11 protein-coding genes are annotated in these 13158 nt (G+C 64.3%); 7 read left to right on the forward strand and 4 right to left on the reverse strand.

The window, feature by feature from the left end; genetic code table 11:
* The first annotated feature begins 25 nt into the window (after window positions 1-25).
* The 7 genes from dusB to hflX all read left to right on the forward strand — a co-directional run bounded on the left by dusB (window position 26) and on the right by hflX (window position 9167).
* A complete protein-coding gene (gene dusB / locus IFT71_RS01680; protein ID WP_192138923.1) occupies window positions 26-1024 on the forward strand; it encodes a tRNA dihydrouridine synthase DusB in 999 nt (332 codons plus the stop codon).
* Window positions 1011-2075, forward strand: a complete 1065-nt coding sequence (locus tag IFT71_RS01685; protein WP_192138924.1) for a two-component system sensor histidine kinase NtrB — start codon at window positions 1011-1013, stop codon at window positions 2073-2075. The genes dusB and IFT71_RS01685 overlap by 14 nt, the downstream gene beginning before the upstream one ends.
* Complete coding sequence (gene ntrC, locus IFT71_RS01690; protein WP_192138925.1) at window positions 2072-3517, forward strand: nitrogen regulation protein NR(I); 1446 nt, start codon at window positions 2072-2074, stop codon at window positions 3515-3517. Before IFT71_RS01685 ends, ntrC begins: the two co-directional genes overlap by 4 nt.
* 52 nt (window positions 3518-3569) lie before the next feature.
* Window positions 3570-5819 (forward strand): sensor histidine kinase, encoded by a 2250-nt coding sequence (locus IFT71_RS01695; RefSeq protein ID WP_192138926.1) that lies wholly within the window; start codon window positions 3570-3572, stop codon window positions 5817-5819.
* A gap of 4 nt (window positions 5820-5823) precedes the next feature.
* A complete protein-coding gene (ntrX, locus tag IFT71_RS01700; protein WP_031393368.1) occupies window positions 5824-7200 on the forward strand; it encodes a nitrogen assimilation response regulator NtrX in 1377 nt (458 codons plus the stop codon).
* A 74-nt stretch (window positions 7201-7274) separates the two neighbouring features.
* A complete protein-coding gene (hfq, locus tag IFT71_RS01705; RefSeq protein WP_261362599.1) occupies window positions 7275-7850 on the forward strand; it encodes an RNA chaperone Hfq in 576 nt (191 codons plus the stop codon).
* A 24-nt stretch (window positions 7851-7874) separates the two neighbouring features.
* Complete coding sequence (hflX, locus tag IFT71_RS01710) at window positions 7875-9167, forward strand: GTPase HflX (protein ID WP_192138927.1); 1293 nt, start codon at window positions 7875-7877, stop codon at window positions 9165-9167.
* Here the strand turns inward: hflX and mazG are convergent.
* From mazG to metG, 4 genes are all read right to left on the reverse strand, one after another.
* Window positions 9148-9882: a nucleoside triphosphate pyrophosphohydrolase gene (gene mazG / locus IFT71_RS01715; RefSeq protein ID WP_192138928.1), complete on the reverse strand. Its 735-nt coding sequence runs from the start codon at window positions 9880-9882 to the stop codon at window positions 9148-9150. The two genes, hflX and mazG, sit on opposite strands and share 20 nt — an antisense overlap.
* A 129-nt stretch (window positions 9883-10011) precedes the next feature.
* Entirely contained in the window at window positions 10012-10776 is a 765-nt protein-coding gene (locus IFT71_RS01720) for an MBL fold metallo-hydrolase (protein WP_192138929.1), read from the reverse strand.
* Window positions 10773-11579 (reverse strand): TatD family hydrolase, encoded by an 807-nt coding sequence (locus IFT71_RS01725; protein ID WP_159510797.1) that lies wholly within the window; start codon window positions 11577-11579, stop codon window positions 10773-10775. Before IFT71_RS01725 ends, IFT71_RS01720 begins: the two co-directional genes overlap by 4 nt.
* Window positions 11579-13141: a methionine--tRNA ligase gene (gene metG, locus IFT71_RS01730; RefSeq protein WP_192138930.1), complete on the reverse strand. Its 1563-nt coding sequence runs from the start codon at window positions 13139-13141 to the stop codon at window positions 11579-11581. Before metG ends, IFT71_RS01725 begins: the two co-directional genes overlap by 1 nt.
* Window positions 13142-13158: the final 17 nt, after the last annotated feature.

Below are 13158 nucleotides of genomic sequence, written 5' to 3' on the forward strand. Positions count from 1 at the left end.
GTTCTGCCTCTTTTTTGGGCAGCTTATGCGTAATCTCTCACCTATCCAGATCGGTACCGTGCGGATTGAAAGTCCGGTCGTCCTCGCACCCATGACGGGCGTGACGGATATGCCGTTCCGTACGCTTGTGCGGCGATATGGATCAGGGCTCAACGTTACCGAGATGGTCGCGAGCCAGGCTGCGATCCGCGAGACCCGCCAGTCGATCCAGAAGGCTGCGTGGGATCGGCTCGAAGAGCCGGTGTCGATGCAACTGGTCGGGTGCACGCCCTATGAAATGGGCGAGGCCGCGCGGCTGAGTCAGGATCGCGGTGCCGCGATCGTCGACATCAACATGGGGTGTCCGGTCCGCAAGATCGTCAATGGCGATGCCGGGTCCGCGCTGATGCGTGACGTCAAGCTGGCGACGGCGATTATATCCGCGACGGTAAAGGCGGTCGATGTCCCGGTCACGTTGAAGATGCGTATGGGCTGGTGCCACGACAGTCTCAACGCACCCGAATTGTCCAGGATCGCAGAAGATCTCGGGGTGAAGCTGATCACCGTGCATGGCCGGACGCGGAACCAGATGTACAAGGGAAGCGCCGATTGGGGCTTCGTGCGCCGGGTGAAGGACGCGGTGTCGATCCCCGTGATCGTCAATGGCGACATTTGCTCGATCGAGGATGCCGAGGCGGCGCTCGACCAGTCAGGTGCGGACGGCGTGATGATCGGACGCGGCGCCTATGGGCGGCCTTGGCTGCTCAATCAGGTCATGACCTGGTTTGGGACCGGCCGCCGCGTCGCCGATCCGTCGATTAACGAACAATATGAAGCGATTGCCGGGCATTACGAAGCGATGCTCGAGCATTATGGGATCGAGACGGGTGTCAACATGGCCCGCAAGCATATCGGCTGGTACACCAAGGGCCTGCATGGTTCGGCCGAGTTTCGGAACCGGGTGAACCAGGTGGCGGACCCGAACCAGGTCAAGGCGATGCTGGCGGAGTTCTACGCGCCCTGGCGTCACCTTGAAGCCGCCTGAGCCGGATCGGCGCGACCGTCCGGGGTTTAACGACGTCTTTGCGGCACTGCCGGTGGCGGTGGTCGTGGTCGATCCCGACGACCGGATCGCCCATGCCAATGCGCTGGCGGAGCAATTGCTCAACCTGTCGGAACGCCTCATGATCGGGCAGCCGATCGCGGCGATACTCCCGCCCCCCGACGAGTCACGTAAGAACGACAATCGCGGCCTTGCCGTCTTCGATACTGAGATCGCGACCGCCCGCGGTGTGAAGATCCGCGTCGACTTTGCCGAGACGATCATGCCCGATCATCCAGGCTGGCGCGCGATCACGCTGCACGTTCCCGCCGTCTCGCGACGGCTCGGCTATTCGGCGGACCGTACCGCAGGCGCGCGCGCGGCAGTCGGGGCCGCGGCGATGCTCGCACATGAGATCAAGAATCCCTTGTCCGGCATCCGCGGGGCCGCGCAGCTGCTCGATGCCGGCGAACTGACCACGCTGATCACGACCGAGGTGGACCGAATCGCGGCGCTGATCGATCGCATGCAGGACTTCAGCGATACGCGCCCGCTCCCGCTCGCCAGCGAGAATATCTACCCGTTGTTGACGCACGCGCGTCGCCTCGCGCTCGCCGGTTTTGCGCGCGGAATCGCGATCGAGGAGCGGTTCGATCCCTCGCTACCGCCCGCGCATATCAATCGCGACGCGGTCCTTCAGATTGTCATCAACCTTCTGAAGAACGCACGTGAAGCCGTTGCAGATCAACCAAATCCCCTGATCATCATGACCACGGCCTATCGCCACGGGATCACCGTCAGCAGCGCGCCGGGCAAACCGCGTCTCCCGTTGCCGATTGAGATCTGTGTGTTCGACAATGGCCCCGGCGCGCCTGCTGATATTGCCGATCACCTGTTCGATCCCTTCGTGTCGGGGCGCCGTGAAGGGCAGGGGCTGGGCCTCGCCCTCGTCGACAAGCTGACGCGCGATATGGGCGGGATCGTGCAATATGCGCGTGAGGGGATTCCAGAAATGACCGTTCTTCGCCTGCTGCTGCCAAGAGCCACATCATGAGCACTGTGCTGGTCGTCGACGACGACGCCGCAATTCGCACCGTCGTCGCGCAGGCGTTGCGGCGCAGCGGCCACGACGTAACCGTCGCCGACAGCCTCGCGCAACTCGAACGCGCCCTGGCTGTGGCGATACCCGACGTGCTGATCACGGACGTGGTGCTGCCCGACGGCGACGGCATCGACCATGTCCGCAATGTCGCCGAACGCCACCCGACGCTGCCGATCATCGTCCTGTCGGCGCAGAACACGCTGACCACCGCGGTACGCGCGGCGGAGGTCGGTGCGTATGAATATCTGCCCAAGCCCTTTGATCTCGACGTCTTGTCGCGTGCGGTGACGGGGGCGCTAGCGCGGGGCGGGGTGCTGTCCGATGACCGGATCGGCGACGAGGATCGTGCACTGCCGCTGATCGGCCGGTCCGCGGCGATGCAGGACGTCTACCGGGTCATCGCACGCGTCATCTCGAACGATCTGACCGTGCTGATATCCGGCGAATCGGGCACCGGCAAGGAACTGGTCGCCCGGGCTATCCACGACCTCGGCCAGCGGAGCGCCGCGCCGTTCATCGCGATCAACATGGCCGCCATCCCGCGCGAATTGATCGAGGCCGAACTGTTCGGGCATGAGCGCGGCGCCTTTACCGGTGCCGCAACGCGAAATGCCGGTCGTTTCGAGCAGGCGACGGGCGGCACGCTGTTCCTCGACGAAATCGGCGACATGCCGATGGAGGCGCAGACCCGGCTGCTTCGCGTGCTGCAGTCGGGCGAGTTCACGAGCGTTGGTGGGGCGCGCACGATCCGGGTCGATGTCCGCATCCTGGCCGCAACCAACCGCGATCTGGCGGCGCAGGTGGCCGCGGGACATTTCCGGGAAGACCTGTTCTACCGTCTCAACGTCGTGCCGGTCACCTTGCCACCGCTCCGCGAGCGACGGCAGGACGTCGCCCTGCTCGCCCGACATTTTCTCGATCACGCGGCGATTCAGGGACTGCCGCGACGTCAGCTGGCGGGCGATGCGATCACCGCGCTCGGTGCGTATGACTGGCCGGGCAATGTTCGCGAACTCGAAAACCTGATGCGCAGACTCGCGGTGCTCGCGCGCGACGAAATCATCGGCGCGGACGCGATTCACGCGATGCTGGGTGCGCGAATGCCGACCAGCACTGCAACCGACCTCGACATAGCCGGCGCGGTGAAGGCGCTGATCGGGCGGATCGAGCGCGAAAACCCGGCAGCGCTCGACGATGGCAGTCTGTACGACCGCGTCATCGGTGAGGTCGAGCGTCCGTTGATCGAATTGATGCTTGCCCGGCATGGGCAGAACCAGCTTCGCGCCGCGCGTGCGATGGGGATTAATCGCAACACGCTGCGCAAGCGTCTCGACACGCTCGGGATCGATATCAGCGGCGACATGACCGAGATGGACGCGGCAGGGTTACGCTGACCCGGCCATTATGTGGTTTCCCGGCAACAATTGTCGTTGTATCACGGCAACGATGATCGCCCCCGCGACGCTTGCCATCGAAGACGACGTGCCACCGCACCGGTTCGCAGTGACGCCTGCGCTTGAGACGCTGGTGGTCGCGCTGGCGATTACCGTCGCGGTCGCGAGCTATGTGCTCATCAGCGGCGCCAATTCGCCCCAGCGCCTGATTGCGCCGCCGCTGATCGCGCTGCTGCTGATCGCCAATCTCGTCCCGGGCATCGCATTGCTGATGCTGCTCGGCCGGCGGGTCGCGATGCGCCGCGCCGCCCGGTCTCCGGTTGGCGGGGGGGGGCGTCTGCACGTCCGGCTCGTCGCCCTGTTCTCGATCGTCGCCGCGGTGCCGATGCTGCTGGTGACGATCTTCGCGTCGCTGCTATTCCAATATGGCGTGCAATTCTGGTATTCCGACCAGGCGCGGGGCATGCTCGAAAACGCGACCGAACTCGCCCAGTCGTCTTACGCGCGCCAGCTCAGCCGCTGGGAAGAGGCGAGCGTCACGATGGCAGCGGACATGTCCAATTACCTGCGGGAGCGATCGCTGCAGAGCCCGGGCTTTTCAGGCTTTTTCTACCAGCAGGTCTATTTCCGGAGCCTGTCCGAAGCCGCGCTGTTCAAGGTCACGCCACAGAACGAGATCCAGACCTTCGCAGTCGTGAACCCCTATGAAATCGACTTTACACGACAGGTGACGCCCGAGGCGATCCGCGAACTCCGGAGCGGCAAGCCCGCCGCAGTATCGGTGACGGGGGATCGTATCCGGACGATCACGATGCTGCCCGGCGCCGACGAACTCTTTCTCTATGCCGGCCGCGTCGAGGATACCAAGCTCCTCTCGGAGCAGACGACGCGCGCCAACGCCGTGCTGGCAAGCTATCGCCAGCTGCTTGCCCGGTCGCGCAGCCTCCAGCTCCTGTTCAACGCGGCCTTGCTGGGCATTTCCCTGCTCATCGTCGGCGTTGCGGTCTGGATCGCGCTGGCCGTCGCGGATCGTCTGGTACGCCCCGTCGGCGAGCTGGTCGATGCGGCACGTCGGGTGGCCGAGGGGGATTTGACCGCGCGCGTGCCAGATCCGCGCAGCCGCGACGAGGTCGGGACGCTTGCGCGTGCGTTCAACCAGATGACCGGTCGCTTGCAGGAGCAGAATAGCGATCTGATGACCGCGAACGACCAGCTCGAGACGCGCCGTGCGCTGATCGAGGCGGTGATGGCGGATGTCTCGGCGGGCGTCGTCGCGACCGCGAAGGACCGCGTGATCCGGATTGCTAATCGCTCTGCGATCCAGCTGCTCGGCGCGGAAGGTCTGGTTGGTAAGCCGTTGCACGAGGTTGCTCCCGAACTCGACGCGCTCGTGCAGGAGGGAGGGCGCGAAGCAATCGTCCAGGTCGGCCAGGCCGGCGATGCTCGGACACTCGCTGTCCGGATCGCGCATGCGCCGACCGGCCCGATCCTCACCTTCGACGATATCACGCAGCAACTGCTCGACCAGCGCCGCGCCGCTTGGTCCGACGTCGCCCGCCGGATCGCGCACGAGATCAAGAACCCGCTGACGCCGATCCAGCTCGCCGCGGAGCGACTGCAACGACGCTATGGGGGCAAGATCCTCGCGGAGGACGGGACATTTGCGCGGCTCACCGACACGATCATCCGCCAGGTCGCGGACCTGCGCCGGATGGTCGATGAATTCTCCTCGTTCGCACGCATGCCCAAACCCGTCTTCCGCGAGGAATCGCTGCTCGACGCCGCCCGGCAGGCGATGTTCCTGCATGAGGTTGCGCATCCGGGGATCCGGTTTCTGCTGGTTCATGACGACCCCGGTCCGATGCTCGTCTGCGATCGCCGGCAGATCGGGCAGGCTCTGACGAACATCGTGAAGAACGCGGTCGAGGCGATCGAGACCCGCGGCGATGATGAGGGCGGGGCGGTTACCATGACCCTGACCGAGACGCGCCACGATGGAACAGGGCACTGCGTCGCGATCGAAGTCGCCGACACCGGGATCGGTCTGCCGGTCGAACGCGACCGGATCATCGAACCCTATATGACGACGCGCGCGCGCGGGACCGGGCTCGGGCTTGCCATCGTCAAGAAGATCATCGAGGAACATTGCGGGACGATCGCGTTTTCGGATCGTCCCGGTGGGGGCACCATTGTCACCATGAACTTCGACGCCAGAGCGCTGGTCGCGCTTGATCAGGGGGCATCCGCACCCGAGCCGGCAGGGGATGGCCAGCTCGTCGCAATGACTCGCAATCGGACATGAATTGATGGCGCTCGATATTCTCGTCGTGGACGACGAACGTGACATTCGCGAACTGGTGGCCGGCGTCCTGGAGGACGAGGGCTATCAGACCCGCGATGCGGGCGACAGCGACGCTGCGCTCGAAGCGATCGCGGCGCGGCGTCCGTCGCTCGTGCTGCTCGACGTCTGGCTGCAGGGGTCGCGCCTCGACGGGCTCGAACTGCTCGACGAGATAAAGCGGCGGGATCCATCGATCCCGGTGCTCGTCATATCGGGTCACGGCAATCTCGACACCGCGGTCGCGGCAATCCGGCGGGGCGCATCGGACTTCATCGAGAAGCCGTTCGAAGCCGAGCGACTGCTGCTCATGGTGGCGCGCGCGACCGAGACCGAACGGCTGCGCCGCGAGGTCGCCTCGTTACGGGCTACGGTCGGCCGCGAGACCGATCTCACCGGCAATTCGGGGGCGATCAACGGCGTCCGGGCAACGCTCAAGCGCGTCGCCGCCACCGGCAGCCGCGTGCTGATCATGGGTGGGGCAGGGGTCGGCAAGGAGGTCGCTGCACGCCTTCTGCACGGCTGGAGCCTGCGCACTGATGCGCCTTTCGTGATCGTCAGCGCCGCGATGATGACCCCTGAACGTGTCGACGAAGAGTTGTTCGGCGCGGAGGAGGGCGGGGACAAGATCCGCCCCGGGTTGCTCGAGCAGGCGCATGGCGGAACGCTGTTCCTCGACGAGATCGCCGACATGCCGATCACGACGCAAGCGCGGATCTTGCGGGTCCTGACCGACCAGAGCTTTACGCGGATCGGCGGTACCAGGGTCGTCAAGGTCGATGTGCGTGTGGTGTCCGCGACGGCGCGCGACCTCGTCCACGAGATTGCCGAGGGTCGGTTTCGCGAGGACCTCTATTACCGGTTGAACGTCGTGCCGGTGGCTATCCCGCCGCTCGCGGATCGCCGCGAGGACATTCCCGCGCTGGTCCAGCATTTCATCGCGCATTATGCGGCAGAACGCCGGGTCCGGACACCGGAAATCGCGCCCGATGCGATGGTTGCGCTGCAATCCTACGACTGGCCGGGAAATGTTCGTCAGCTTCGCAACGTGGTTGAACGGACGATCATCCTCGCGCCGGGCGACCGACTGGGACGCATCGATCTCGACTTGCTGCCGGCCGAAGTCCTGGGCGATCAGGGCGACATGGGCAGCGCCGGGGGAACTGCGATCATGGGCTCGCCGCTACGCGAGGCGCGTGAAACCTTCGAACGGGAGTATCTGCGTGTTCAGATCCGTCGGTTCTCCGGCAACATTTCGCGCACCGCGAGCTTTATCGGGATGGAGCGATCGGCGTTGCACCGGAAGCTGAAGCTGCTTGGGATCACCGAGACGCGCGACGATTGATCGCATATCTGTCGCCCGCCCCTATGGACGAAGCGGTACCGGGAACATAGATTAGACGCTCGCCCGGCAATCGGGTGATCTCCGACGCCGGGAAACGGCGCCACGCGGGCAAAGTCCCGCCAAAAACAAGGGTTATCCCATTGGCCGAAAAAATTGGCTCGCTCCAGGACCTGTTCCTCAACGCGCTGCGCCGCACCAAGACCCCCGTCACGATGTTTCTCGTCAAGGGTGTCAAGCTCCAGGGCATCGTGACCTGGTTCGATAATTTCTCGGTGCTGTTACGTCGCGACGGTCAGTCCCAGCTCATCTACAAGCATGCGATCTCGACGATCATGCCCGCGGGACCGATGGATGTCGCCGCGATCGTGAACGCCGTCGCAGAAACGCAGAAGAAGCAGCCGCTTCTGCAGGAAATCTTCCTGAACGCGGTCCGCAAGTCGGAAGATAGCGTGACCATGTTTCTGATCAACGGCGTCATGCTCCAGGGCCAGATTGCCGGCTTCGACCTGTTCTGCATGCTGCTCCAGCGCGAAGGGATGGCGCAGCTCGTCTACAAGCACGCGGTGTCGACGATCCAGCCTGCACGGCCCCTGAACCTTGCTGAGGATCCTGACGACAGCGACGAGACGGATGCGGTGGACGACGCATGATCATGACGGCCTGGGGCAATACGCATGAGTAGTGGTTTCGACCGTGACCGCGACGAGTTCGCCCGCGGCACGAAAGCGATCGTCGTCTTGCCCGACCAAGGCGATGCGACACGCGATGTCGACGCACGGCTTGACGAGACGGCGGGCCTTGCCGCCGCCATTGGCGTGGAGGTGGTCGAGCGGATCGCCTATCGCGTCCGCCAGGCCAAGCCCGCAACGTTGATCGGCAGCGGGCAGGTCGAGCTCCTCGCGACACAGGTGCGAATGGAGGAGGCGGGGCTCGTCGTGTTCGACGCGAGCCTCAGCCCGATCCAGCAGCGCAATCTCGAAAAGGCGCTGGAGACGAAGGTCATCGACCGCACCGGGCTGATCCTCGAAATCTTTGGGGAGCGTGCGGCGACGGCCGAAGGGCGACTGCAGGTTGAGCTCGCGCATCTCGACTACCAGGCTGGCCGGCTCGTCCGGAGCTGGACCCATCTCGAGCGTCAGCGCGGCGGGTTTGGCTTTCTCGGCGGGCCCGGTGAAACCCAGATCGAGGCGGATCGCCGGCTCATCCGGGACCGGATGGCGCGGCTTCGGCGCGAACTCGAACAGGTCAGCCGCACCCGCGGCCTGCACCGGGAGCGGCGCCAGCGTGCACCCTGGCCCGTCATCGCGCTCGTCGGCTATACCAATGCCGGAAAGTCCACGCTGTTCAATCGGTTGACCGGTGCTGACGTCATGGCCGAAGACCTGCTCTTCGCGACGCTGGATCCGACGCTTCGGCAAATCCGATTGCCCGGTATCGACAAGGCGATCCTGTCCGACACGGTCGGGTTCGTCTCGGACCTGCCAACCCAGCTCGTCGCGGCGTTCAAGGCGACGCTTGAGGAAGTGGTGTCCGCCGATCTGCTGATCCACATCCGTGACATCGCGCATCCCGATACTGAGGCGCAGCGTGCCGATGTCGAGGCGGTGCTGGCGGACATCGGCGTCGACGATATGACCCCGCGGTTCGAAGTCTGGAACAAGCTGGATCTGCTCGATCCTGCCGACCATGACGAGATTGCCGGGGAGGCCGCGCATCGCGAGGATGTCGTGGCGATCTCGGCGCTGAGTGGGGAGGGGGTGGACCATCTCGTCGAGCAGGTCGCTGCCAAACTGACGGATGCGCATCGCCGCTATCACATCACGCTCGATGCGACGGACGGCGCAGGCGCGGCATGGTTGCACGCGCATGGCGAGGTGCTCAGCAGTCTCGAGGACGGACTGGCCACCACCTATGACGTACGGCTGTCCGACACCGATTACGACCGGTTCAGCCGCCGCGACGTTTGACGGCCTGCCAAAGCGCTTCCTTTTCCTCGAGCGACAAAGCTTCGAAGCCCGCAGCGGCGATATGCTCCATTGCCCGGAACCGGGCTTCGAACTTTGCATTACCCGCGCGTAACGCCACTTCGGGATCGACACCGAGGTGGCGGGCATAATTGGTCACCGAGAACAGAAGGTCGCCGACCTCTTCGGCCAGTGTGTCGGCGGTCGCTGTCGCAATCTCGTCGAGTTCTTCGTGTACCTTGGCCAAGGAACCGGCTGAGTCGGGCCAGTCGAACCCGACGCGCGCAGCACGCTTTTGCAGCTTGTCGGCACGCGCCAGCGAAGGCAGCGCCGTGGCGACGCCGGCGAGGGCACTCTGGTCAGGCTTGCTCGCGCGCTCGGTCGCCTTGATCGTTTCCCAACCGGGCGATGTCTTCGCCGGACCGAAGATGTGCGGGTGTCGGCGCTCCATCTTGTCGCTGATCGCGTCGATGACGTCGGGCAGGGCGAACGCGCCCGCTTCCTCTGCAATGCGGGCATGGAATACCACCTGCAACAACAGGTCGCCGAGTTCGTCCTTCAGATCGGCAAGATCGCCGCGTTCGATCGCGTCGACAACCTCATAGGCCTCTTCGATCGTGTAGCGGGCAATCGTCTTCGATGTTTGAACACGGTCCCATTCGCATCCCGTATCCGGATCGCGCAGTCGCGCCATGATGGTCGTGAGGCGGTCAATCATGGCGGCGCTCCGCATAAAGTGAGAATGACGTGGAGATCACCGACGCTACGACGAAATCAAAAGGTTCATAACGTACCACGCCCGATCCGATAATATACATTATGTAAAACGGCATGGCACGTATGCCGGTCAGGCCTCGAGGATCTGTCCATCAAAGCCAGGCTCCACTGTGTCAGGCAGTTCCGCCCTCAACGCTGCATAGTCCATGGTGTTGTCCATATGGATAAGCGCGGTCCGCCGCGGCTTGAACGCATCGACCCAACCCAAGACGGCTGAGAGTTGTGGATGCGTCGGATGCGGACGACGGCGCAGTGCATCGACGACCCACACGTCCAGCCCCGTATACATCGCGGCCATATCATCAGTCATGATGTTGAAATCGGTCGCATAACCGATTGCCTTGCCATCTGCCTCGAAGCGCAGCCCAGCGGCGTGGATCGATCCGTGCGGCTGATCGGTAACACGAATGTCGATCGCGCCGATTGTCAGTCGGTCCGGCAAGACCGCCCCGGCGATCGTCGACGGATAACCGCTGCGGCCCCGGAACGCATAGGTGAAGCGATCCTCAAGCGCGGCGAGCGTGGCCGGCCGCGCAAAGCCGATCACGGGCGCGCCCATCGCGTGATAGAGCTGCCGGAGGTCATCAATGCCGTGGCAGTGATCGGCGTGATCATGCGTCCAGATGACCGCATCCACCTCGGAGACGTTCGCCGCGAGCAACTGCTCACGCATGTCTGGCCCTGTATCGATCAGGATCCGGGTGCCGGCATGCTCGACGAGTGCGGAGACGCGGGTGCGCCGGTTGCGCGGTTCGGCGGGATCGCATGCACCCCAGTCATTGCCGATCCGGGGCACGCCGGAAGACGTACCCGAGCCGAGGATCGTGATTTTCACGCGCGGTGCGCCGCAGCCGGCGTATCGACCAGCCGTGTCTTGGCAAACAGCGTGTGGAAATTCTCGGCCGTCCGCTGGGACAGCTCGCCGACGGAGACGCCACGCAGGTCGGCCACGAACTGCGCGGTATCCGCGACAAAGCCGGGCTCCCCCGTCTTGCCCCGATTGGGCACGGGCGCAAGAAAAGGCGCGTCGGTTTCGATCAGCAGCCGTTCGATCGGCAAGCGCGCGGCGATCGCCTGAAGGTCGCGCGCGTTCTTGAACGTGACGATCCCCGACAGCGATATATAGAGGCCAAGTTCCAGTGCCTTGTCGGCAAATGCTGCGCTTGCTGTGAAACAGTGGATGACGCCGCCATAGGCCCCCTTCCCCATCTCGTCCGACAGGATCGCCGCGGTCTCCTCTTCGGCATCGCGGGTATGCACGACGATCGGCAGGCCGGTTTCACGCGCCGCGTCGATATGCGCGCGGAAGCTCAGCGCCTGACGTGCGCGATCGGAGGTCTCGCGGTAATAATCGAGCCCGGTCTCGCCTAGGCCCACGACCCGCGGGTGACGTGCGCGCTCGACCAAATGCGCCGCGTCGATCGCAGGATGGGCATCGGCTTCATTTGGGTGAATGCCGATCGTGGCCCAGACATCGGCTTCACGGTCCGCCGTGGCGATCACCGCATCCCACTCGCTCTCCCGCGTCGAGATGTTGAGCATCGCCGTCACACCGCGCGCCCGCGCGCGATCGAGGACCGCCTGCTGATCCTCGATCAAGCCGGGGTAATTCAGGTGGCAATGACTGTCTGCAAGCATCAGGCGTCGGTCTCCGCGGGCATCTCCAGCCGTGGGAACGCGCCGGTCGGCGCGACGATCCGGAAGTCGCTCGCGGAGTGCCGGTCATACCAGCCGTCATCGTCAAGCGCTGCATGGTCGCGGCCCTCTGCACCGATCTGGTCGAGGACCTTGCCCGCCGCGCTCGGCACGACCGGAAGAATCGTGATGGCGAGCATCCGAGTTGCGCGCACCAATGTCGCGAGCACCGTGTTCATCCGTGCCGGGTCGGTCTTGCGCAACGCCCAGGGCGCCTGGACGTCGATATACTGGTTGCAGGCAAAGACGCCCCGCATCCAGGCCTCGATGGCGTGCGATAGAGCGAGCTCCGCAAAGCCGGACCTGAACGCCGCACAGGCCGCGGTGACGTCGTCGAGCAGCGCCGCGTCGGCCGGCTCGATCGCCGTCGCCATGGGCAACGCACCATCCAGGTTCTTGGCAATGAACGACAATGTCCGCTGGGCCAGATTGCCGAAGCTGTTCGCAAGCTCGGCGTTGACCCGCGTCACGATCGCCTCGGCCGAATAGCTCCCATCCTGCCCGAAGCTAACGTCCCGAAGGAAGAAATAGCGCAGGGCGTCGACGCCGAACGCATCCGCCAGCACCATCGGATCGACGACATTGCCGACCGATTTCGACATCTTCTCGCCACGGGTCAGGAGAAAGCCGTGGCCAAAGACGCTCTTAGGGAGCGGGATGTTCGCGGACATCAGGAAGGCGGGCCAGAAGACGGCATGGAAACGGACGATGTCCTTGCCGATCAGGTGAAGGTCCGCCGGCCAGAACCGCGCGAGATTTGCGTCATCCGACCCCGTGTTCGGATAGCCCGTCCCCGTAAGATAATTCGTGAGCGCGTCGACCCAGACATACATGACGTGGCCCGGGCTGCCCGGCACGGGGACACCCCAGTCGAAGCTCGTCCGCGACACCGAGAGGTCGGACAGGCCCCCTTCGACAAAGCGCATGACCTCGTTGCGGCGGCTCTCGGGGCGGATGAAGTCGGGGTTCGCGGCGTAAAGGTCGAGCAAGGGTTGCTGATATTTCGACAGCCGGAAAAACCAGGTTTCCTCGGCGGTCCATTCGACCGGCGTGCCTTGCGGAGACCGGCGATCGGCGCCCTCCCCCGTCAGTTCAGACTCGTCGTAAAAGGCTTCATCGCGGACCGAATACCAGCCCTCATAACGATCGAGATAAAGGTCCCCGGCATCCGCCATCGCCTGCCAGATCGCCTGACTCGCCGCGTAATGATCGGTGTCGACGGTCCGGATGAACCGATCATAGGAGATATCAAGACGGTCGGCCATCCCACTGAAATAGGACGACATTTCATCAGCGAATTCGCGAACGGGGACGCCGCGGTCGCGTGCGGCCTGAACCATCTTCAGGCCGTGTTCGTCGGTACCGGTCTGGAACAGCACGTCTCGTCCCGCCTGGCGCTGAAACCGGGCGATCGCGTCGGCTGCAACCATTTCATAGGCATGGCCGATATGCGGTCGGCCATTGGGATAATGGATTGCGGTGGTGATGTAGTAAGGGTCGGCCATGTCGGCGCTCCTAGAGC

The sequence above is a fragment of the Sphingomonas sp. CFBP 13733 genome (assembly GCF_014841795.1).
Classification (GTDB): domain Bacteria; phylum Pseudomonadota; class Alphaproteobacteria; order Sphingomonadales; family Sphingomonadaceae; genus Sphingomonas; species Sphingomonas aerolata.